The organism is Salipiger abyssi (assembly GCF_001975705.1).
Classification (GTDB): domain Bacteria; phylum Pseudomonadota; class Alphaproteobacteria; order Rhodobacterales; family Rhodobacteraceae; genus Salipiger; species Salipiger abyssi.
In genome coordinates, this window is sequence record NZ_CP015092.1 from 55933 (window position 1) to 76450 (window position 20518).

General features: G+C 61.3%; 23 protein-coding genes. 18 read left to right on the forward strand and 5 right to left on the reverse strand.

All coding sequences use genetic code 11. The annotated features are described in order from the left end of the window. Nucleotides 1-72: 72 nt before the first annotated feature. Nucleotides 73-501, reverse strand: a complete 429-nt coding sequence (locus Ga0080574_RS02975) for a MerR family transcriptional regulator (protein WP_007803476.1) — start codon at nt 499-501, stop codon at nt 73-75. Between the two features lie 213 nt (nt 502-714). Between Ga0080574_RS02975 and Ga0080574_RS02980 the strand changes: the two genes are divergently transcribed. Genes Ga0080574_RS02980 through Ga0080574_RS03035 form a run of 13 tightly spaced genes read left to right on the forward strand, consistent with a single transcriptional unit; the run spans nt 715 to nt 11285 of the window. Beyond that, the gene (locus Ga0080574_RS02980) at nt 715-1281 is read left to right on the forward strand and encodes an SCO family protein (protein WP_040643209.1); all 567 of its coding nucleotides are present in this window, start codon (nt 715-717) and stop codon (nt 1279-1281) included. A gap of 5 nt (nt 1282-1286) precedes the next feature. Continuing rightward, complete coding sequence (locus Ga0080574_RS02985) at nt 1287-1709, forward strand: disulfide bond formation protein B (protein ID WP_046002647.1); 423 nt, start codon at nt 1287-1289, stop codon at nt 1707-1709. After that, nucleotides 1706-2365 (forward strand): DsbA family protein, encoded by a 660-nt coding sequence (locus Ga0080574_RS02990; protein WP_050532586.1) that lies wholly within the window; start codon nt 1706-1708, stop codon nt 2363-2365. Before Ga0080574_RS02985 ends, Ga0080574_RS02990 begins: the two co-directional genes overlap by 4 nt. A 22-nt stretch (nt 2366-2387) precedes the next feature. Then, on the forward strand, nt 2388-2858 hold the full coding sequence (locus Ga0080574_RS02995; RefSeq protein ID WP_005647556.1) for a copper chaperone PCu(A)C: 471 nt from the start codon (nt 2388-2390) through the stop codon (nt 2856-2858). Further along, a complete protein-coding gene (locus tag Ga0080574_RS03000; RefSeq protein WP_050532587.1) occupies nt 2858-3484 on the forward strand; it encodes an SCO family protein in 627 nt (208 codons plus the stop codon). Before Ga0080574_RS02995 ends, Ga0080574_RS03000 begins: the two co-directional genes overlap by 1 nt. Continuing rightward, on the forward strand, nt 3481-4854 hold the full coding sequence (locus Ga0080574_RS03005) for a M23 family metallopeptidase (RefSeq protein WP_076695154.1): 1374 nt from the start codon (nt 3481-3483) through the stop codon (nt 4852-4854). The genes Ga0080574_RS03000 and Ga0080574_RS03005 overlap by 4 nt, the downstream gene beginning before the upstream one ends. A gap of 3 nt (nt 4855-4857) precedes the next feature. Continuing rightward, on the forward strand, nt 4858-5316 hold the full coding sequence (locus Ga0080574_RS03010) for a DUF411 domain-containing protein (protein ID WP_076695156.1): 459 nt from the start codon (nt 4858-4860) through the stop codon (nt 5314-5316). 22 nt (nt 5317-5338) lie between these two features. Next, complete coding sequence (locus Ga0080574_RS03015) at nt 5339-6121, forward strand: ZIP family metal transporter (protein ID WP_054540603.1); 783 nt, start codon at nt 5339-5341, stop codon at nt 6119-6121. Nucleotides 6122-6125: 4 nt separating this feature from the next. After that, nucleotides 6126-6599, forward strand: coding sequence for a signal peptidase II (gene lspA, locus Ga0080574_RS03020; RefSeq protein ID WP_076695159.1), 474 nt, complete (start codon nt 6126-6128; stop codon nt 6597-6599). Then, a complete protein-coding gene (gene lnt / locus Ga0080574_RS03025) occupies nt 6596-8167 on the forward strand; it encodes an apolipoprotein N-acyltransferase (protein ID WP_050775788.1) in 1572 nt (523 codons plus the stop codon). The genes lspA and lnt overlap by 4 nt, the downstream gene beginning before the upstream one ends. Continuing rightward, the gene (locus Ga0080574_RS25745; protein WP_008282832.1) at nt 8167-8334 is read left to right on the forward strand and encodes a hypothetical protein; all 168 of its coding nucleotides are present in this window, start codon (nt 8167-8169) and stop codon (nt 8332-8334) included. Before lnt ends, Ga0080574_RS25745 begins: the two co-directional genes overlap by 1 nt. A gap of 24 nt (nt 8335-8358) precedes the next feature. Continuing rightward, entirely contained in the window at nt 8359-10296 is a 1938-nt protein-coding gene (locus tag Ga0080574_RS03030; RefSeq protein ID WP_076695161.1) for a penicillin acylase family protein, read from the forward strand. Continuing rightward, nucleotides 10293-11285 carry a cytochrome c oxidase assembly protein gene (locus Ga0080574_RS03035; protein WP_076695163.1) on the forward strand — a complete coding sequence of 331 codons (993 nt, stop codon included), beginning with the start codon at nt 10293-10295 and terminating at the stop codon, nt 11283-11285. Before Ga0080574_RS03030 ends, Ga0080574_RS03035 begins: the two co-directional genes overlap by 4 nt. 237 nt (nt 11286-11522) lie before the next feature. Here the strand turns inward: Ga0080574_RS03035 and mntR are convergent, their stop codons facing one another. Beyond that, nucleotides 11523-11993, reverse strand: a complete 471-nt coding sequence (gene mntR, locus Ga0080574_RS03040; RefSeq protein ID WP_076695165.1) for a manganese-binding transcriptional regulator MntR — start codon at nt 11991-11993, stop codon at nt 11523-11525. Between the two features lie 94 nt (nt 11994-12087). Between mntR and Ga0080574_RS03045 the strand changes: the two genes are divergently transcribed. The 4 genes from Ga0080574_RS03045 to phnE are packed head-to-tail and all read left to right on the forward strand — an operon-like array spanning nt 12088 to nt 16380. Beyond that, nucleotides 12088-13968 carry a cytochrome c peroxidase gene (locus Ga0080574_RS03045; RefSeq protein ID WP_076695167.1) on the forward strand — a complete coding sequence of 627 codons (1881 nt, stop codon included), beginning with the start codon at nt 12088-12090 and terminating at the stop codon, nt 13966-13968. Next, on the forward strand, nt 13968-14843 hold the full coding sequence (locus Ga0080574_RS03050; RefSeq protein WP_009824424.1) for a phosphate/phosphite/phosphonate ABC transporter substrate-binding protein: 876 nt from the start codon (nt 13968-13970) through the stop codon (nt 14841-14843). Before Ga0080574_RS03045 ends, Ga0080574_RS03050 begins: the two co-directional genes overlap by 1 nt. Beyond that, nucleotides 14840-15622 (forward strand): phosphonate ABC transporter ATP-binding protein, encoded by a 783-nt coding sequence (locus Ga0080574_RS03055; RefSeq protein WP_076695169.1) that lies wholly within the window; start codon nt 14840-14842, stop codon nt 15620-15622. The genes Ga0080574_RS03050 and Ga0080574_RS03055 overlap by 4 nt, the downstream gene beginning before the upstream one ends. Continuing rightward, nucleotides 15622-16380, forward strand: a complete 759-nt coding sequence (gene phnE / locus Ga0080574_RS03060) for a phosphonate ABC transporter, permease protein PhnE (protein ID WP_076695171.1) — start codon at nt 15622-15624, stop codon at nt 16378-16380. The genes Ga0080574_RS03055 and phnE overlap by 1 nt, the downstream gene beginning before the upstream one ends. 3 nt (nt 16381-16383) lie before the next feature. Here the strand turns inward: phnE and Ga0080574_RS03065 are convergent, their stop codons facing one another. Both Ga0080574_RS03065 and Ga0080574_RS03070 read right to left on the reverse strand, forming a co-directional pair. Beyond that, a complete protein-coding gene (locus Ga0080574_RS03065) occupies nt 16384-16860 on the reverse strand; it encodes a L,D-transpeptidase family protein (RefSeq protein ID WP_076695237.1) in 477 nt (158 codons plus the stop codon). 99 nt (nt 16861-16959) lie between these two features. After that, complete coding sequence (locus tag Ga0080574_RS03070) at nt 16960-19356, reverse strand: heavy metal translocating P-type ATPase (protein ID WP_272490871.1); 2397 nt, start codon at nt 19354-19356, stop codon at nt 16960-16962. Between the two features lie 169 nt (nt 19357-19525). On the opposite strand from Ga0080574_RS03070, the gene Ga0080574_RS03080 reads away from it, so the two are divergent. Further along, nucleotides 19526-19795 (forward strand): hypothetical protein, encoded by a 270-nt coding sequence (locus Ga0080574_RS03080; RefSeq protein WP_005613342.1) that lies wholly within the window; start codon nt 19526-19528, stop codon nt 19793-19795. A gap of 39 nt (nt 19796-19834) precedes the next feature. Here Ga0080574_RS03080 and Ga0080574_RS03085 read toward each other — a convergent pair whose 3' ends face one another. Continuing rightward, entirely contained in the window at nt 19835-20500 is a 666-nt protein-coding gene (locus Ga0080574_RS03085; RefSeq protein WP_005613343.1) for a L,D-transpeptidase, read from the reverse strand. Nucleotides 20501-20518: the final 18 nt, after the last annotated feature.

Consider the following 20518-nt stretch of genomic DNA (forward strand, 5'->3'; position numbering starts at 1 on the left):
CAAATTAGTGAATTGCCAATGAGTAACTAACACCGGGCTTTTTGCGTTCCGATCAAAGGTCGTCGAAATTGCTCAGGCGCCGATCTCTTCATGGTCGGTCAGGCATTCGGAATGGTCGCGCAGTACCTCGAGCACACGGCAATCAGAAGTCTGTCCGCCGCTGCACTCATGCACCATCCGCTTCAATTCCGTCCGCAGCGCCTCGAGCCGCGCCAATCGTTGCTCGACCTGTTTGAGTTGCCGACGGGCGATTGCATCCGCCTCTGCACAGGACTTTCCCGGATGATCGCTGAGATCGAGGAGCTCACGGATCGCGTCCAACGAGAAGCCCAGTTGCCGAGCGTGCCGGACGAATGACAAGCGGTCGAGTTCGGCGTCGCCATAGCGTCGTTGGCCCCCCTCGGTCCTGCCGGGCTCAGGCATAAGTCCGATCTGCTCGTAATACCGGATGGTCTGCACTTTTGTTCCGGTCTTCTTCGCCAGAGTCCCAATCGTCAGCATTTCCGCTCCCCACATTACCTACAGTGGGTGTAGCTTTATGCGGTGCGCATCACAAGCTTCACCTGAGTTTCACAGATAGGTGATTGTTGGCCGATCGGTGACAATCACGCTTGAACCTACAGTAGCTAGAGGATGTAAACGCACACAAAATATAGAATCAAGTTCGGGCGGAGCGGCGTGAGGCTTTCAGGTCTTCAGAAGGTATTGTGGGTGTTGGCGGGCGCGGCGGCGTTCGTTTTCATCTGGCTGTTGCTATGGTCCGACTACCGTGCCGACCTTGCCCGAGCCGAGAATGAACCACCGTTTCTTGCTGATTTCGAACTGACCGATCATCGCGGCATTGTCCAAACGGACGAAGATTTCGCAGGGCGCTGGATGCTGGTCTTCTTTGGCTTCACCAATTGCCCTGACGTCTGTCCGACAACACTGTCCGAAGTCGCGGCCGTGATGGAGGGCCTGGGCGATGAGGCGGCAGTGGTTCAGCCGATTTTCATAACGATCGACCCCGAGCGAGATACGCCGACGGCTTTAGCGGAGTACGTGCCCATGTTCGACGCAGGGATCATCGGGCTTACCGGTACACCGGAGCAGATCGCCGCGACATCCGAAACTTTTCCGATATTCTATGAACGGATCGAGCAGGCGACTGCGCCGGGCGGATACACGATGGGTCACACGTCGCATCTTTTCCTTTTCGACACGCAAGCAGGCTTCGCGGACTCCTGGCCCTACGGCACGCCCGCCGAAGAGATCCTCGCCGATCTGAGAGAGAGGATCTGATCGTCATGACCCGACTTTCCGGAGAGACGGCCCTCGGGCTGGCCTGGATCATCGCGCTCACCGCGTCGCTTGCAGTGCTCTTCATCGGCGAGGTTCTGGGGCAGACACCTTGCGTGCTTTGCTGGTTTCAGCGTGCCTTCATGTTTCCCTTGGCCATCGTCCTCGGGCTCGGGCTGTGGTGGCAGGATCGGCGCGTGGGTCGCTACGGGATCGCGCTGGCAATCGGGGGCGCCGCCATAGCGCTCTGGCACCTCGGCCTCTATGTCGAGCTGATCCCCGAACGCATCCAGCCCTGCACGGCGACAGGCCCATCCTGTACTGACGACAATCAACTGGTCTTCGGCATTCCGATTCCTCTGATGGCGCTCGTCGCCTTCGTGGTGATCGGGCTGCTGTCGGCTCTCTCACTGAAGGAAGCACAAGAATGAAACGACGCGGCCTCATCCTGTCCGTTCTCGCGCTCGGGGTCGCCGGTTTCGGCGGGGCCGCCTGGTATGCCACCCGCCCCGACCCGATTGCCGCGTCCGATCCCATCGACCCTGAAATGGCCAACGCGCTGATCCGACCCTATTCCCCGATCCTCGGGCCCGAGGATGCGCCCGTAACCATCGTTGAATTCTTCGACCCGGCCTGCGAGGCATGCCGCGCTTTCTATCCGGTCGTCGAGGATATCATGGCGGAGCACGGAGACGCGGTGCGCGTTGTAATCCGCTATACGCCTTTTCACGGCGAGGCGTCGGTAGAAGCGATCCGTGTGCTCGAGGCGGCGCGCATGCAGGACGTGTTTGAACCTGTGCTCGAGGCAGTCTTGCGAGAGCAGCCCAGATGGGCGTCTCACGGGACCCCGGCACCCGGATTGATCCTTGAGATTGCAGCAAGCGGAGGTCTGGATGTCGAAGCTGCCCGGACACAGATGCTGGCCCCCGGTGTTGTGGCGGTGCTCAACCAGGACCGCGCCGATGTCGAGACAGTCGGGGTCCGCCAAACGCCCACGTTCTTCGTGAACGGCAAGCCTCTCGATCCGTTCGGTGAGGCCGAATTGCGGAGGCTGGTGGCAGTGGAAGTTGCGGCAAGCCAAAGCTGATTTGCGGAGGCAGGAGAAACGAGTGGTGAAGAAGTTGAGATATACCAATGCATTGGCCGTGCTTTTGACGGTTGCAGGGCTGTCGGCCCCCGCACTGGCCGGTTCGGAGGATGTCGTGGTCGAGAATGCGTGGTCCCGCGCCTCGATCGGCGTCAACAGGCCAGGTGCCGCCTATATGACCGTGCGCAACACGGGTGAAGACGCCGTTACGCTGACCGGACTTGCGACACCGCTGGCAATGATGCCCGAGATCCATGAGTCGAAAACCAACTCCGTTGGCGTCAGTTCCATGGCACCTGCAGGCGAGATCACGATTGAGCCCGGCCAAAGCGTGGCATTGGAGCCGGGCGGGTTGCACGCCATGCTCATGAAGCTGCAAGAGCCGATGACCGAAGGCGAGAATTTCCCGCTGACACTGACCTTCTCGGATGGCGGCAAGGTGACGGTCGAGGTCCCAATCCTCGGAATCGCCGCGCGTGGACCGGAGGGCTGATGCAACGTCGGCAGCTCCTTCTATACGGCGCAGCCGGTGCCGGCGTTCTTGGCCTGACGCTCTTCGTGGGCTGGTGGCGGGTGGACGGGCCCGGTGCGCCTGAACCAAAAGGGCAGCGGCCCCTGCCCCTATCGGCGATGGAGTTCCGGCTGACCGACCACGAGGAAAATGAGGTAGGGCCTGGCAACCTGATCGGTCGTCCGACAATGGTGTTTTTCGGGTTCACCTACTGCCCGGACGTCTGCCCGACGACCCTATCGGATATTTCCGGCTGGCTTGAGGAACTGGGCGACGAAGCATCAGAGATGAACGTGGTCTTCATCACGGTCGACCCGGAGCGGGACACGGTCGAGGCCATGGCCGAATATGTCGGCTATTTTCATCCGGTCATTCGTGGTTGGACGGGGCCGGAAGACCAGATTGCCCGCGCTGCAGAAGGGTTTCGTGCCTCATTTGAGCGCGTCCCGACTGAGGGCGGCGGCTATACGATGAACCATACGGCAAGCGTATTCCTGTTCGATGCCGAGGGTGAGCTCGTCACCATGATCGACTATCACGAGCCAAGAGAATTCGCGGTGCCGAAGATCCGGCGCGCACTGACAGAAGACGTAGAGGGGGCAACATGAAGATAAGAACAGTCTTGGCGGCCGTTGCGGTCGCAGGCGCATTTTCGGTGACCGCCATCGCCATCTCTGGCGTTCTGTCCAAAGAACCGGTGCCCCCTGCGATTGCTGAAGCGACCCTCTGGACTCCCGATCCGCTTGCGCCGCCTCGGATTACCGAAACCAATTCGGTCCGCCCTACACTCGCCCAGGCGGATATCGCATTCGAGTTCAGACCCCGGCCGCTCCTGACCGTTTCCCCCGCTGATACCTCCTTGCCATCTATCGAGCCCCCGCTGGTCACCTGGTCGCGGGAGATTGCGTCGGGCGAGACGCTTGATGCGGTCCTTTCCGATGCGGGGCTGGATGCTTCGGATCGCGCCGAAATCGCCTTGGCGATTGGCACGGAATACGATCTGCGCCGTCTGCGTCCGGGTCACATCATTACGGTGGTTTCCACAACGGACGACAACCCGCGTCGTGTAGAGCTCGCCGTCGAAGACGGTGTCCGGATAGAGGCGGTCTTCGGCGAACAGCTTGCCGCCCGCGTGTTGGACCCGGATCCCGAATTGGTGACTTTCGCCGGCGAGGCGGTGATCGAGAGCTCGATTTTCGCCGCCCTGAACACGGCAGACATCCCCGCCCGTTTTGCGGTGGACCTGGCGCAGATGCTGGGCGGCACCGTGGATTTCCGTCGTGATCTTGCGGGTGGCGAGACGATGCGCCTCCTTTGGCGCGAGGCCCGAGACGGGAACAAGAGGATTGGTCAGCCCGAGCTTGCCTTTGCCGCACTGGATATCGATGGCTCGGTCTATGAAATCGTCTGGCCGAACGACGGCAGCGGCCAAGCGACGATCTATGTCGACGGAGAAGTCCTGCGCGTGTTTGCGCAACCGGTCGAAGGTGCACGGCTGAGTTCTGTGTTCGGGCGCCGCACCCATCCGGTCTACGGCAATGTACGGATGCACACAGGAGTCGACTTCGCGGCGGCGCGCGGCACGCCGGTACAGGCGACGGCGCCGGGCCGCGTTAGCTTCATCGGCCGACGCGGTGGGTATGGCCGGGTCGTCGAGATCGCTCATGGCTCCGACACCCTGACGCGCTATGCGCATCTGAGCGCCGTACCGGACGGGCTCACACAAGGGCAACGCGTGATGGCCGGAGATATGATCGGGCGGGTCGGTGCGACGGGTACCGCGACAGGCCCCAACCTACATTACGAAGTGCTGGTGGACGGTCGCCCAACCGACCCTCTCTCTGACGACCGATTGGCAGAGGCGGCCGAGCGTGAAGCGGACGACACGGCCGCGCTTGAGCGACTGCGTGAGGCGCGTTCACTTCTTGCTGAGAGGCTCGCCAGCGAATTTGCACAGACGACAACCGAAAGGCTTTGATCCATGAAACGATTTACTCCCGCCCTTGCCATCGCATTTGCCTTGCTTCCTGCGGCGCAGGCCGTCGCAGAGGCGATTCAGATCGACGTCCGGAAGACCAGCGGCTGCGGCTGTTGCCTGTCCTGGATGAAGCACCTCGAGGAGAATGGCTTCGCGCCGATGGGCGAGGACATGTTCGGAGGATCTCTTGTGCGCTTCAAACTCGACAATGGCGTGCCGCAGCGCATGGTCTCCTGCCATACGGCTTTGGTCGACGGCTATGTGATCGAGGGCCACGTGCCGGCGGCTGACATCCAACGCCTGCTGGAGGACCGGCCAGACGCGGTAGGCCTGGCGGTGCCGGGAATGCCCTACGGGTCGCCCGGCATGGGACCGGAGGACGACCGGGAGGCTTACGATGTCTTCCTGATCCACGAAGACGGATCGACCGAGGTCTACACCAGCTACTCGGCTCCTGACTGAACTCGCGGCAGAACCTTAACAATTGGAACCCCTCTCCCCCATAGCGCTTGGCTTTCTTGGAAGCCTGGCCGCCGGATCGCTGACCGCGGTCGGGGCGGTCCCCGTTCTTTTTGGGCGCATCCCGTCCCGGGCCACGCGCGATCTGCTGCTTGGCTTCGCGGCGGGTGTCATGCTCGCGGCTTCGTTCTTCTCGCTGATCATCCCGGCTCTCGACGCAGCTGAAGGACAGTTCGACAACGGTGCTCTCCCGGCGGCCATCGTATGTGTTGCGATCCTGCTTGGCATGGGCGCGGTCGCTCTGATGAACGAACGGCTACCGCATGAACATTTCAAGACGGGGCGGGAAGGTCCCGACGCCGCATCGCTGCGGCGCGTCTGGCTTTTCATCATCGCGATCACTATCCACAATTTTCCCGAAGGGCTTGCCGTCGGCGTCGGGTTCGGGGCTGACGGTTTGTCGGGCGGGTTGCCACTTGCGATCGGTATTGGATTACAGAATGCCCCCGAAGGTCTGGCGGTGGCGGTTTCGTTGCTCGGCGAGGGCTATTCCAGGCTTCGCGCCTGGGGCATCGCCGCTCTGACCGGTCTCGTCGAGCCCGTCGGTGGACTTCTCGGCGCAGGGATTATCAGTCTTTCGCAACCGCTGCTGCCCTGGGGTCTCGCCTTCGCAGCAGGTGCGATGCTCTACGTCATCAGCCACGAGATCATTCCGGAAACCCACCGATCCGGCCATCAGAACAGGGCGACGCTCGGCCTCGCCGTTGGTCTTGTGATCATGTTGTTCCTCGACGTCTGGCTGGGATAAGCTGATGAGAACTTGCCTCTTCGTCGGTCTGCTTGCTGCGCTGATCGCTTTTCTTGTCGATCAGGTGACAAAAGCAATTGTCGTCGCCAACGCGGCAGATTTGAGCGCTGGAATTCCGGTCTTTCCCGGTTTCAATCTTATCTATCTGCGCAACGATGGCGTGACGTTCGGACTGCTTGGTGGAGCGCCATGGTGGAGCCTTACGGCGTTGGCCCTAGCTGTCTGCGGCTGGTTAACAGTCATGTTGGTACGCACTGCCAACCCGGTTGAGGCTATCGCCTATGGCGCGATTATCGGTGGCGCGCTCGGCAACGTCCTCGACCGCATCCGGTTTCGGAGTGTGACGGACTTCCTCGATTTCTATGTCGGATCCACGCATTGGCCCGCCTTCAACATGGCGGATGTTTTCGTGGTCAGTGGCGTGGGCCTACTGCTCATAGCCCCTTGGTTGAGCGCCAAGTTGAAAACAGGCACATGATGGCGGGCTTGCGACCACTGACGGGTCGTGGCCGTTACATTCCCCTGCGATCAGGGATTAGCTTTGCAGCGGGCGGTTTAACGGTTTTAACCCTTCCACCATTCTCATGGCTCATCGTTGTTCCAGTCGCCTTCTCAGCACTCTTTCTCGTCCTCCGGCAGGTTTCGACAGCGCCTGCCTTCTTCATCGGCTGGGTCTTCGGAATGGGCCAGTTCGGGTTTGGAGTTTCCTGGATCGCCGAGAGCTTTTACGTCGATTCCGAACGTTTCGGTGCCCTTGCGATCCCGGCAGTCGCGGGACTGTCCGCCGGACTGGCCATTTTCCCGGCGATTGCGGCGATGTTATTTGCCACCATCATGCAGCGCCGTGCTGTCGGCGACACTACGGCAGGTCTTCTGCTTGCAACCTGCTGGGTTGCCGCAGAATGGCTGCGTGGTCATGTCCTGACAGGGTTTCCCTGGAACCTTGCCGCTTATGCCCTTGTCGAACACGCCGCTCTGCGCCAACCCGCCGCCTGGGTAGGAAGCTATGGGCTGAGCTTTCTCACGGTCTTTATAGGGCTGTTGCCCGGTGTGTTGATTGTGGCGGCACCAAACAGACGCGTGCCTGTTCTCGTGCTCTTCGCCGTTGTGGTGATGGGCCTCTGGGGTGGCGGCGCGCTGCGTTTAGGGACGAATGTGCCTCCGACGGACAGCGCTTTGCGCATCGTCCAAGGCAATGTGCCGCAAGTCGAGAAGTGGGCACCGGGCAGCCGCGAGCGAACGCTGGAGAAATATTTGGGCTTGTCGGCGCAACCTGGACGCTTCGACCTGTTGCTGTGGCCGGAAACGGCCTTTCCCGGTTTTCTGGACGAGGACGCCTTGGCGCGTAGGCGGCTATCCACGGTTCTGCCAGACGGCAGGATCCTTTTGACAGGCGTACCTGACCGCGTAGAGGGCGATGGGGGAACCCGATATTTCAACACGGTTCAAGCCTATGACGGCAGCGGCGAAATTCTGACGGGATATGCAAAACATCATCTTGTTCCGTTCGGGGAATATGTGCCCCTGAGAGGCTGGCTGCCGATCGAGCGGCTGACCGAAGGTTTGGGTGATTTCACGCCAGGACCAGGGCCACGCACGCTGGCGATCCCGGGTGCGCCTCTGGTCGCGGTGGCGATCTGTTACGAAATCATTTTTCCGGGCCAGGTAGTCGATGACCTTTTTCGCCCCGACTGGATTTTCAACGCCACAAATGATGCCTGGTTCGGGACCAGCATCGGACCCGAGCAGCACCTCGCCTCCGCGCGCATGCGCGCGGTCGAAGAAGGGCTTCCTGTAGTCCGGGCGGCCAACACCGGGATTTCCGCGATCATCGACGCCAAGGGAGAGATCATCGCGCGCCTCGAGACCGGACAAACTGGAGTCATAGATGCCAGCCTGCCGACAGCGCTTGCGCCCACACCTTACGCACGTTTCGGTGATTGGACATCGCTGGCGCTCATCTGTGCGGTCTGGGCTCTAGCCTTTACCGTCGGATTGGTCAGACGACGTTTCAATTCAGAAAAATCAAAATCGGAGGAATCGTGATGCTGGTGCTCGCAGGCTTTGTCGGAGGGGCGCTCTGGGGTGGCTATCTGGCGCAACGGCGGAAAGGGAACCGCCTGGATATACTTCAATACGCGACAAGCTTCGGTATTGCTTTCGGCCTGCTCGCTTTTTTCGCCTCGGTGATCCTCTTGCGCATCACGTCTTGAGATTACTTTGGCACCGGCAACGAATTGAAACGACTATTCAACATATTACTAGACTTGCTCCTGGCGGTTTTTGCATTAGGACTGACCGTATCCGGTGTCGTCTACTTTCTTTTGCGCGCCTCCGTCCCCGACTATGACGAGGATTTCAGTGTTGCGGGTATCGAAGGTCCAGTCGATATTCTGCGAGATGCTGCGGCCATACCGCACATTTCTGCAGACTCCGCTCCGGACGCCTATTTCGCGCTTGGTTTCGTTCACGCTCAGGACAGGCTTGGCCAGTTATTGAGGGCAAGGCGGGCAGCGCAAGCCTTGATGCCACTTGACCGGACGATCGAAGTTGAGCCTTCGACAGCCCAAGCGCTCGACGCATATGCCGCAGGTGTCAACGCGTGGCTTGGCCTGGTGTCCGAAGGCGGGCGCGGCAGAGGCTCACCCGATCTGTTGATCGCGGATGAGAGAATGATCGCAGCCTGGAGACCCGTCGATAGTCTCAGACTTGCCCAAGCGTTTCTGAACGATCTTCAACCCGAGAGACGGCAGAATGACCTGTCCGGCTTGTCAGATCTACCGATCCCGTCGGATCGACCTCTTTTGCCCGAGCTGTTTGTGACCTCGCCCAAGGTCAGCCTCGATGCTTGGGCGTTGCCTGGAGACAGAACAGCTACCGGAGCACCAATTCTCGCCGCCGATATACGTGGCCCCTTATCGCTGCCTTCTGAATGGTACCTGGCGGATATTCAACTCCCGACCGGAGCCGCGATTGGGGCTACATTGCCGGGTGTGCCCTTCATTGTCGTCGGTCGCAGCGAACGCGTCGCTTGGGCGTTCCGATCTGTGTCCCAGAAAGCCGTTAAAGAGCCAGAGAATCCCACGGCCGCGCAGGCCAGCAATTTTCTGATGATGCTTGACCGTCTGGCGCGGTCCGCCGATGTGAACGATGCTATGGACGCATGCATGAACCTGTCACCAGCCGGATTGGAGATTCTTGCGATCGACCGAGAAACCCTTGCTCGCTGGCCTGACAGGGAGGTCGAAACTCCTTTATCGTTTCGAGACGCCCGTCTGGCTGCTCTTGATGAGCGGCAGCCGATATTCTCGGTCGAGGGCGCGATTACGGTGCAGCGCGACACGGTCAGCGCTGCCGCGCGGGCGCTTCTTCCTATAATGGCAAAAGAGCTTTGGTTCGTGGGTTCCACAGGTGCTCTCGAAGAGAACCGCGCAGATGAGCTTCGCGGCGATATTCTGGATCAACTTGCCCAATGGAATGGCGACATGGATCGCTTTTCACCGGAGCCGCTCGTGTTCTGGGCCTGGGCGCGCGCGTTGCAAAAGCGAATACTTCAGGATGAATTTCCATCCGCGACGAAGGTCTGGGCCAGGCCAAATGCCGATGTCCTATTTGCGGTGCTTTCAGATCGCGGAGGGAGCGCAATCTGGTGCGACATCCGCCCGTCCACCCGCATCGAGACCTGCCAGGATCAGGTTCGTGCGGCCTTGGATGATGCCATCGGCTGGCTTGTCGACCGCTACGGACCCGATCCGTCCGCTTGGGTCTGGGGCGAAGCACACGCTTTGAATATGGGGTGGGCACCAATCCGATCGAGTGGGATCATCAGCGATCTGCTGTCTCTCAAAGCCCCATCTTCGGGCGATTCATACACAATGATTGCAACACTGTTTACTTCTGACGATGACCGCCCCTTCGCGCCCAGCGGGGGCACCAATTTTCAGGCGGTCATGTCGTTTTCGGAAGAAGCCGGATCCTATTTCATCGCGCCCGCCGGTCAGTCCGGCCACCCGCTCTCACGATTCTATGAGAACCTTTTTCTCATGTGGATGCAGGGCAAATACCTCGCGATGTCCACTGATCTGTCCTTGGCCCGGGGTGGCGCTGTGGGAACATCCCGACTTTTACCGGCATCTGTCCAAAGGCCAACAATACAAGATGACAGGAGCCAATGATCGCCTACTTCCTCCTTTTCGACCCGTTTGGATACGCGATTTCGCCAGTGTCCCTTGTTTCCGTCAGCTTGGCCGCATGGATCTACATGCGCGGCGTCGCGCGATCCACACGGCTGCGCGGGACGGTTTCCATTTGGCGGCAAGCCCTGTTCTTCGCTGGCTTGACCTGCATTCTCGCGGCCACGAATGCGCCTCTGGCTTCGTTGGGGCACAGCCTCTTTTCGGCGCATCAAGTGGAGCACCTTCTCCTCCGCCTTGCAGGACCACTACTCATCGCGGTCACTCAGCCGTGGCGATTATTGCAAGCCGGTTTGAACAGACGGTGGCGTCGATACCTCGGCGCTCTTGGAAAATCTATTACTTTGCGGTTCTTGGCACATCCGGTAACCGCCACTGCTGCGCTCATCACGTCGCTCTTTATCTGGCAGATTCCAGTGCTTTACGGACTTGCGCAGCGCATCGCGGCGATCGAGGTGTTCGCCCATTTTGCGATGGTGCTGGCAGGGATCTGGTATTTCGGCATGCTCTTCGACCCGAGAGATCCCCCTGAGGGCGCGAGGCGCGGCGCAAGGCTGATCTCTGGTTTTGCGGTGATCGTTTCAAACATTTTTCTGGGTTCCTTGACGACACTCAAAGAGGTGAGCCTCTATGCCTCCTACCAAACGGCGGGAACCGGGTTGCTCGATCCCCTGTCCGACGAAACCATGGGTGGCTATACGATCTGGGTCCCGTCCTCGATGCTGATGATCGCCGCGATCATTCTGGTCATGAACGGGTGGAACGCGGCCGAGGTGCGTCGCTGGAATTCACGATATGAGTTGGTGCGAGGCTCGAACTCCGCGGCGCTCGAGTTTCCGGAAACGGCCGAAGAATTGCGTCTGAAAGTGGCAAAGCCAAACCGCGACATGGGCCGGACGCTCGCCATAGGCGCCTTGGTCATGTTCTTCATCGTCATGACGACGGTGGTGACTATTGTCTATGCGCTTTGAACAGAGGAGCAAATCAAAGGTTGTACCCACGTCTTTTCCCGCGATCGACATTTTCGCTGCACCGTCGTCGCAGTCAGAGATTTTGGGCACACTATCTCGGGCTGGCCAAGCTCAGAGGACACGAACGATTTTCTGCACTAAAGTTGACCATCAGAACAGACCCACCAGCCTTTGACTGCTGACGCCGCCGCCTCCTGAGTCTTGCTTTGCTGAATTTCGCGAGAACTTGATGCTGCGCTATTTGCCGCTCTCAGATTGCAGGAGGGCGTGTTCGAAGGCCTCCAGCGTGGTCGTGCTGACGTGATGCTCGATCCCCTCCGCATCGCGTTCCGCAGTCTCTTCGTCGATTCCCAGGCTGAGGAGAAACGCGACGACGATCCTGTGCCGCCGGCGGCAGGCCTCGGCCAACTCCCGACCGGCATCCGTGAGGAATATCGCGCGGTAAGGTTCCCGCCGCACCAGGCCAGCAGCTTTGAGTCGCGAGATGTTCTTGGTCACGGTCGGCGGCTTCACTCCAAACCGCTCGGCGATTTCCACCGGCCTTGCCTCTCCGCGCGACTCGATCAGTTCGGCGATCAGTTCAACGTAATCTTCCGCCATTTCGCTCTCATGTGCCTGACGCACAGTCGCGAAGCCCTCAGCCTGTGCTTCGGGAGCCCTGTCGACAGTTTCGAACAGTTCACGTTCCTGTGATTGCAGCTTTGTCATACTTGGGACTTTGCAAGGAAACTGCGGGATTGACAACTTGTTTGCTTAGGGTAGATAAGTTAGCCGTGTCTAACTTTGGGATTGGGAGACTGCGGTGATTCAGAAATTCCTTGGAGCGTTCATTGCCGCACTCGCAAGTGCGCTCGTCCTGTCCGGACCTGTCGCTGCGACGCCCGCCAAGGAGGCCCCATGGCTTCCCGAGGCGGCGGCCTACCGGTTGACTCTCTTCCTCGCAAATCTCGAACCGCTGCCCTGGGATGACGTCGGGACCGCCTGGGCCGAACCCTACCGGGGTTCGGAATTCGCTGTCGGTGCATTGGCATGGCTGAACGGCAGCAGCGACATCGGACCCGCGCCCCTTCTGGACGCCATAACTCGCGAGGACCGCCAGGCGGTCTTCGCCGAGGCGACGCGGCTGATAGCGCGCAGGATCGACGAGGAACTGGACCGGGCAGTCATGGCCGACGATTCTGCACGTGCACAGCAGGCCGTGCGGACAGCTCGAGAACTCTATCGCGCATTCGCTGACGGTATCGCGGCTGCTGACCCCGACGCTTCGAGACGCATCGGCCTCGCCTGGCTGGAACTCAACAGCAGCACAGGTTCCGCCGGTGTTCTTGGTACTGGTGACACACCCGCGAATCGCGAAACCATGGAAGCCGCGCGCGGAGTCATCTCCGGCTATCTCGCCGAGAATTACCTCGTTGACGATTTCGCGCCGCGCCGGACGCTGAGCGCGCTGCCGGAAACTTTTGTCCTGAGTGGCCGCACCATCGAGGTGCCGCCTAGCCTGCCGCCGGGGTCTGACATCTTCGATCAGGATCCGCTGCCGCTGCTCGTGCTCAACTTCGAGGAACAGGGCATCGACGAGACCGATCTGCCGCTTGTTGCCTACGGCGACATGCTGTTCGACAGCGCGCAACTCTTTGGAAGCCCGGCGCAGGATCTCGGGATCGCCTGCTCGACCTGTCACAACCGCTCGGACGTCAACCAGCGGCTCTTCATCCCCGGCGCCAGCCACCAACCGGGCGCGATCGACGTGGACGGCGCCTTTTTCAACCCGATCTTCAATGACAGGCGCGACGACCCGCTCGACATTCCCAGCCTGCGCGGCTTGCGTTTTACCGGTCCCTACGGCCGCGATGGCCGCTTCGCCTCCTTGCGCGATTTTACCCGCAACGTGGTCGTCAACGAGTTCGGCGGGAAGGAACCGACGCCCTTCATGCTGGACGCTCTCGTCGCCTACATGCTCGAATTCGACTTCCTGCCGAATTCCATGCTGACGACTGATGGCCGTCTGACCGATACGACCCAAGAGGCCGCCCGGCGCGGCGAGGAGATCTTCAATACGCCCTTCGCCCGGCTCGGCGGTCGGTCCTGCGCCAGTTGCCACGTGCCAGACGCGAACTTCCTCGACCGGCAGGCCCACGACATCGGCTCAGTAGCGCCGGGCTACGAGGGGGCCCGCGCCGGTGCGCTGGACACGCCCACGCTGCTCGGCACGGCCTATACCGCCCCCTATTTCCACGACGGGTCATTGCCGACGTTGGCCGCCGTCGTGGACTGGTTCGACGAGACGAAATCGCTTGGGCTTACCGAGGAAGACCGCGCCGACCTAACCGCCTATCTCGAGACCGTTGGCGCGGCAGACGAGCCCTATGAGGCCTTCGACACCGAGAACACCGCTTTCCGGCTGGCATTCGCCGAACTGACGACCTTCGCCTCGACAATCGATACGCTACTGCCGCGGCGGGACGCAGAGCATATCCTGCTGCTGACCGACACCGTGGCTGCGGACCTTTCGGCCGACGCCAGCACCATGTCGAACCTCCCCGCCCGGCCCGAGGTCTATGCGCTGGCCGAGCGGCTGGCCGCGGTCGGCGCCGCCGTCCGCGTGGAAGACTGGGAGGCCGCTGAAGCAAGCTGGACCGCGTTCAAGTCCGAAGCCGACGCAATCGAAGAGAGGGCATTCTGATGCCGGTCCATCTGACCCGTAGAACGATACTGACCTTGGTCGGCGCGGGCGCGGTGTCGCTGGCGACACCTCTCGCCGCGCAAGACGTAACCCTGCGGCTTGCCTTCATCCCGCAAGAGAACCCCGACAAGCTTCTGGGGGACATCGAGGCCATCACCGGATGGCTGGCAGAGGAGATCGGCGTCCCCGTCGAGGGGTTCGTCACCATCGACCATGCAGCGGCGGTCGAGGCGCTGCGCAACGGCGACGCGGATATCTCCTTCATGGGCGCCCTGCCCTTCGTTCTGGCCGAGGCCGAGATCGGTGCCGTGCCGCTCCTGTCCGAGGTCTACCGCGACGCGCCGAGTTATACGGGCCGCATCTTCGTGCGGCGCGACAGCGGCATCGGCGCGCTCGCAGACCTGCGCGGGCGCGACATCGCTTTTGCCGATCCGATTTCGGAATCGGGCTATCTCTACCCGCTCGCCGAATTCGTAGAAGCCGGGCTGATCGAAGACCCCGGACAGGCGGAAGCATTCTTCGGCCGCGTCTTCTTCGCTGGCGGCTACCAGCAGGCGATGCAGGCGATGGCCGAAGGCCTGGTCGATGCCGCAGGCGCCAGCCAGTATGCCGACCTGCTTCTGACGCCGCAGCAACAGGCAGAGGTAACCTGGATCGCGGAAAGCGCGCCGATCCCGAGCCATTTGGTGATCGCTCGCCCGGGGCTCGATGCCGCTCTGCGGGACCGTTTTGTCGACGCAATGCTGCGGCTCAACGAGCCGGAGCACCGCAACAAGCTGCGCTATTTTTATGGACCGGATGGGTACGTCAGGGCCGACGGCGCCGCCTATGACGGCGTACGCGATATGGCACGGCAATACGGGCTGTTGCGATGAGCACAGCTGTCGAAGTAGACGACCTGAGTTTTGCCCATACGGGCGCGGACCTCCCGGCGCTGGAGCGGGTCTCGTTTCGGGTTTCGGCGGGCGAGAGCGTCGCTTTGCTCGGCCCGTCCGGGGCGGGCAAGACGACCCTGCTGGCACTGCTCGACGGCAGGCTCCAAGGCTGGAGCGGGCGGGTATCGGTTCTGGGTGCGCCGCTCGATCCCGACCGTCCGCCGCCGAGCGCGCGCCGTCCGGATACCGGTTTCGTGTTTCAGGAGTTTGCATTGGTCGAGCGTTCCTCGGTTCTGCGCAACGTCCTGAATGGCAGCCTGGGGCGCATGTCGCCGCTGCGGGCCCTGTTGGGATCACCGACCAAACATGATCTGGAGATTGCGCGCACGGCACTTGCCGATTGCGGAATTGCCGATCTTGCCGAACGCAGGGTCGACAGCCTCAGCGGCGGGCAGCGGCAGCGTGTGGCCATCGCACGGTGTCTGGCGCAGGAACCGCGCCTAATCCTCGCCGACGAACCGGTGAGCAACCTCGACCCCGCGCGTGCATGTGAGATCCTGGCGCTGCTGACCGGGGCGGCGCGAACGCGCGGCGCGACGGCGCTGTTTTCGTCGCACCAGCCCGACCTGGCGCGGCGTTTCGCGCAGCGCATCATCGGCATGCGGGACGGGCGGATCGTGTTCGATGTACCGACCTCCGAGTTGAACGATGATGCGACGGCGGAGCTCTATCGGGAGGTAGGGCCAATCCCCGGTATCGGCCTCAGGGCGGTGTCCTGATGGCGTTCCGCGGGTTTGGCGGCATTGCGACGAGCGGTCTGATCGCAGCCGCGATCCTGTGGTCCTTCGCCACGACCGATGTCGAGTTCTCGCGACTTCTGTCGGCCGGCCCGCGGATCGCCGATTTCTTCGGCCGGATGTTTCCGCCTGACCCGACGGTGATGGCCGAGATCAAGAAGGGCAGCGCGGAAACGCTGAGGATCGCGATCCTCGGCACCCTCGGTGCTGTGATCCTGTCCGTTCCCCTCGGCATTCTCGCGTCTGAGACGATGGTATCGCCTGCGGTGTTTCGGCCGATCCGAACGCTGCTTGCCTTCATCCGGGCGATTCCGCTGATCCTCGTGGCCATGCTCATGGTGGGCGCTGTCGGGCTCGGGCCGCTGCCCGGCATCATCGCGGTCGCCTTTCATGCAACGGGGATGCTCGCCAAGTTCTATGCCGAGGCGATCGACGGCGTGTCCCGCGCGCCGATCGCAGCACTTGAAAGCGCGGGCGCCGGGCCGCTCGTGCGGCTCAGATACGCGATCTGGCCGCAGATGGCGCCGGTCGTCGCCCGCGACACGATTTTCCGGTTCGAGTTGAACCTGCGCGAGTCGCTGATCCTCGGCATTGTCGGCGCGGGCGGGATAGGCTTTTACATCCAGACCTACGTGCGCTCTTTCCAGTATGACAAGGCGGCCAGCGTCACGATGGCGGTCGTCGCCATGGTCATCGCCATTGAGGCGATCAACGTCGCGCTGCGGCGCCGCTTCACCTGATCCTTAAGCGTATATGTCGATCGGTGTCCCGTCCCTGACCATGGCATAGATTTCCTCGATCTGGCGGTCAGTGACGGCGATGCAGCCTGCCGTCCAGTCGCGGACATTCATTGGGTCGATCCCCTTGCGCGGTCCGCCGTGGATGAAAATGTCGCCACCGGGCGACTTTCCTTGAGCCTGCGCATAAGCGATGTCTGCCGCGTTGGGATATGAGATGCCAATTGACAGGTGAAAGAGGCTGTCCGGGTTGCGCCGATCAATCACGTAGGAACCCTCCGGCGTACGGCCGTCCCCCTCGAACTGCTTGTGACCTTCGGGCGCGAAGCCTAATCCGATGGGGTAGGTCCGCAAGACGTCATCCGCCCCGTCCAGAACCAGAAACCGCTGCGCCTTGTACATACGCAGCCGGGTCACTTCGGGTCCGTTGTACGACCGGAACTTGCTGGCACAGCCTGACAGGAAGGCGGCCAATCCGCCTATCAAAAAGGCACGCCTTGGAAACTTGGTGTTTGTCACTGCTCGACGCCCCTTTTTGCGAGGTCTGTTGATGCCAGAGTTTACTCTACCGAAGACGTCAGATCAATGACCGTGCGCCAGTGCTCCCTTCGCCATCTGCTTGCCCACCGGTTTGCCGCCCGAAGGCCCGTCCTTGATCCGATGGCCGTTCAAAAGCCGCAGCGCATTGGCGACCACCAACAGGGATACGCCCACATCCGCAGCAATGGCGCCCCACATTGAGGCCATGCCGAATGCGGTCAGCCCGACGAACAGCGCCTTTGTTGCCAGCGATATACCGATATTCTGGTGGATAATCGTCATTGTCCGGCGAGAGTGAGCAATCAGCCACGGCACTCGAGCCAGATCGTCGGTCATCAGTGCAATATCTGCCGTTTCAATCGCCGCGTCCGATCCGACAGCCCCCATGGCAATGGCATAATGCGCGCGCGCCATTGCGGGCGCGTCGTTCACGCCGTCACCGATCATCGCCACCATGTCGTGGCTTTCCACCAGTTCCTCGATGGCCGTCACCTTGTCTTCTGGCAAAAGTTCGGCGCGCACCTCGTCAATGCCGACCTCGGCCGCCACCGCACGCGCTGTGCGATCGTTGTCGCCGGTCAGCATCACGATGGTCTTCACGCCCTGCGCGTGTAGGCGCGCCACGATGCCCTTTGCGTCTGGGCGGATGCGGTCGCGAAGCTCCAGTACGCCGGTCACGCCAGTCTCGTCACCCACGGCAACAAGGGTGCTGCCTGCCCCTTCGATCCGGTCCCGCAGCTCCGCCGGAATGCCATTGGCGAAACCTTTCTCTTGGGCAAACCGATCTGAGCCGAGCCAGATCGCGCGCCGGTCGGCGCGTCCTTCGAGCCCGCGCCCAGGCACGGTCCGCGTGTCCTCTGCGGCAGACACGGAAACACCATCGCTTTCTGCGCGCGCGAGGATGGCGCGTGCCAGCGGGTGCGAAGACCGCGCCTCCAGACTGGCCACCAGCGAGATGATTTCGCGAACCGAGGCTTCACCCAGTGGGTGAACGGCCGCCACCTCAGGCTCGCCCATGGTGATCGTTCCCGTCTTGTCCATCGCTAGCGCGGTGGTGCGCCCCGGCGCCTCGACATAAGCGCCGCCCTTGATGAGCACCCCTGCACGCGCCGAAGCGGCCAGCGCTGCTACAATGGACACCGGCGTAGAAATGACCAGTGCGCAAGGACATGCGATGACAAGAAGGACCAGCGCATTGTAGAACCAATAGTCCCAGGCGCCGCCGAGCAGGAGTGGCGGCACCAGTGCGATGGCGATCGCCAGAGCCATTACGATGGGTGTGTAGATGCGCGCGAACTTGGCCACCCACTGTTCGACCGGAGCGCGGCGGGCATGGGCATCGCCCACCATGCGAATGATCTTGGCCAGTACCGTGTCCGAGGCGGCCTTGGTCGCCCGCACCGTCAGTGTGCCCTCGCCGTTGATCGTGCCGGCATAGACCTCGTCGCCGGGTTCCTTGGGCACTAGCGCGCTTTCGCCGGTGATCGGGGCCTGATCGACCGCCCCTGCCCCGTCCACGACCTCACCGTCGAGGGGGATCCGGTCGCCGCCGCGCACGATAAACCTTGCATTGACTGCCACAGCTGCGGCCGGAACGTCGGATTCAGATCCGTCGTCGTAAAGAACCCGCGCCGTTGGCGGCGCCAGATCGAGGAGCGCGGAAACCGCATTACGCGCCCGCCCCACGCTCCAGCTCTCCAGATAAAGCGAAAGCGAGAAGAAGAAGGCGACCGTCGCGGCCTCAAAAAACTCGCCGAGGCCGATGGCGCCCGCGACGGCGACCACCATGAGCAGGTTCATGTCGGGGCTAAGCCTCCGCGCCGAAGACCAGGCCTTGGGCGCGACAAGCCAGACGCCAAAAAGAATCGCGACGGCGAAGATCCCTGCTTCCGCCAAAGGCATAGGCACCTCGCCATGCCCCGCAAAGAGCCCGAGCGCGCCGCCCATGCCGGTCTCGACAATGTGAAAAAGGAATCCCGCCGCCCAGAAGCCGCCGCTCAACGAGGTAAAGCGCTTCTGACGTGCCAGATGCGCGGCCTGATCCTCTGCTGCCTTGTCGGCGTCCCACGGTTTTGCGCTCATGCCGGTACTCGCGACAAGTTGCGAAACCTCGTTTTCCGAAATTCCGACTGCGGTATCCATAATCGTCATCCGACCATTGATGACATCGAACGCCAGATGCTCAGTCCCGCCGACTTTTGGACCGACCACCCTATTCAGGATTGCCACCTCTTCGGCACAATCCAGACCGGAAACTTGAAAACTTCGCCCATTCGAGGGGATGGATTGTGCCGGTCCCGTGTTGGCTCCAGCACCGCAGCACGCAGCACCTTTTCCATGAGAGTGGGGAACTACGCTCGCATGTTTGTGATCATCACCATGGTCGTGACTGCAGTCAGAGCTGTGCTTGTGGTCGTGGCGGTGGCCATTGGAAGACATGGGATTGACCTCGGGATTCGTTCATTCCACATTGAGATAGCCCCTACAGTAACTAGAGCTTCAAGAGCAAAAACAGAAACTTGGTCAAATAAGGACACAGACCTGCGGAACCTTGAAACGCGCCGCTAAGTCTGAGGACGCGGCTGACCTGCCAAAGAGTGAGATAGATATGCTTCAAAAATATGCGGTGATCATGGTTGCAACATTGGCCCTGGCTGGCTGCGCGGTGCCTTCTAAGGAAGACAACGATCCATTCAGGATCGGCAATGTTCCAGAATCTGTCGCAGCCCTCGCTGCACCCGACCAGGATCTCATCACGGCACGGCTACGTCCCGAAGATAATTGCTATTGGTATGCCCATAGTGGGCCGGTGGAAACGACCTTGGTCCCGTTGCGATCGGCAGGCGGCAATCCCATCTGCGTCGCGCGCCAATCCTGATTGACGCGTCCAAGCGTCGGATTGACGGCGCGGCTTGGGTCAACTCTGCGGAGTCACGCTGTCCTCGGCCGAATATAGGAACGCCGTCGAGCCAATCTCCACATTCGGATACAGATCGTTTATGTGCGCCATGACCATCCGGACGCAACCGGAACTGGCTCGGCCGCCGATGCTTCGCGGCTGTGGTGTACCGTGGATGCGCAGATAGGTGTCTCGGTCCCCGACATAGAGATAAAGCGCCCGTGACCCGAGCGCGTTCTCAGGTCCGGGTTCCATACCGTCAGCGATGTCGGCGTAGAGCTCCGGGTCGCGGTCAATCATGTTCTGTGTTGGCTGCCAATGCGGCCACCTGACCTTGCGCTTGATCGTGTAGACGCCTGGCTCATAAAGTTTGCCACGAGCAATCGCTACGCCATAGCGCATCGCCGTGCCGCCTTCCTCGATATGGTAAAGATAGCGCGCGACAGCATCGACATGGATGTCACCGGCCACAAGACCATCTTTAGTTATAACCCGCTGCGGCAGAAAGCGCGGGTGCAGGCCCCACGGGTTTGATGTGGCTGGGTTATAGCCCGGCGGTGTAATCTGTGCATCCCAAGCCGCCTTTTCCGCTTCAGTGGGCCAGGTGTCAGCGAGGAGCGGACTCGAGATAGACGCCGAGAACAATGCGGCAGTCGTCTGGATGAAGTGTCGTCTTGTCAGCATATAGATTGCTCCGTTCAC

Bases quoted from the DNA above. Each gene is read 5' to 3' on its own strand.
- Ga0080574_RS03010 (WP_076695156.1), top strand. From the start codon at position 4,858: ATGAAACGATTTACTCCCGCCCTTGCCATCGCATTTGCCTTGCTTCCT.
- Ga0080574_RS03070 (WP_272490871.1), bottom strand. From the start codon at position 19,356: ATGTCTTCCAATGGCCACCGCCACGACCACAAGCACAGCTCTGACTGC.
- Ga0080574_RS02975 (WP_007803476.1), bottom strand. From the start codon at position 501: ATGCTGACGATTGGGACTCTGGCGAAGAAGACCGGAACAAAAGTGCAG.
- Ga0080574_RS02985 (WP_046002647.1), top strand. From the start codon at position 1,287: ATGACCCGACTTTCCGGAGAGACGGCCCTCGGGCTGGCCTGGATCATC.
- Ga0080574_RS25745 (WP_008282832.1), top strand. From the start codon at position 8,167: ATGCTGGTGCTCGCAGGCTTTGTCGGAGGGGCGCTCTGGGGTGGCTAT.
- Ga0080574_RS03080 (WP_005613342.1), top strand. From the start codon at position 19,526: ATGCTTCAAAAATATGCGGTGATCATGGTTGCAACATTGGCCCTGGCT.
- lspA (WP_076695159.1), top strand. From the start codon at position 6,126: ATGAGAACTTGCCTCTTCGTCGGTCTGCTTGCTGCGCTGATCGCTTTT.
- mntR (WP_076695165.1), bottom strand. From the start codon at position 11,993: ATGACAAAGCTGCAATCACAGGAACGTGAACTGTTCGAAACTGTCGAC.
- Ga0080574_RS03055 (WP_076695169.1), top strand. From the start codon at position 14,840: ATGAGCACAGCTGTCGAAGTAGACGACCTGAGTTTTGCCCATACGGGC.
- Ga0080574_RS02990 (WP_050532586.1), top strand. From the start codon at position 1,706: ATGAAACGACGCGGCCTCATCCTGTCCGTTCTCGCGCTCGGGGTCGCC.
- Ga0080574_RS03005 (WP_076695154.1), top strand. From the start codon at position 3,481: ATGAAGATAAGAACAGTCTTGGCGGCCGTTGCGGTCGCAGGCGCATTT.
- Ga0080574_RS03085 (WP_005613343.1), bottom strand. From the start codon at position 20,500: ATGCTGACAAGACGACACTTCATCCAGACGACTGCCGCATTGTTCTCG.
- lnt (WP_050775788.1), top strand. From the start codon at position 6,596: ATGATGGCGGGCTTGCGACCACTGACGGGTCGTGGCCGTTACATTCCC.
- Ga0080574_RS03050 (WP_009824424.1), top strand. From the start codon at position 13,968: ATGCCGGTCCATCTGACCCGTAGAACGATACTGACCTTGGTCGGCGCG.
- phnE (WP_076695171.1), top strand. From the start codon at position 15,622: ATGGCGTTCCGCGGGTTTGGCGGCATTGCGACGAGCGGTCTGATCGCA.
- Ga0080574_RS03000 (WP_050532587.1), top strand. From the start codon at position 2,858: ATGCAACGTCGGCAGCTCCTTCTATACGGCGCAGCCGGTGCCGGCGTT.
- Ga0080574_RS03035 (WP_076695163.1), top strand. From the start codon at position 10,293: ATGATCGCCTACTTCCTCCTTTTCGACCCGTTTGGATACGCGATTTCG.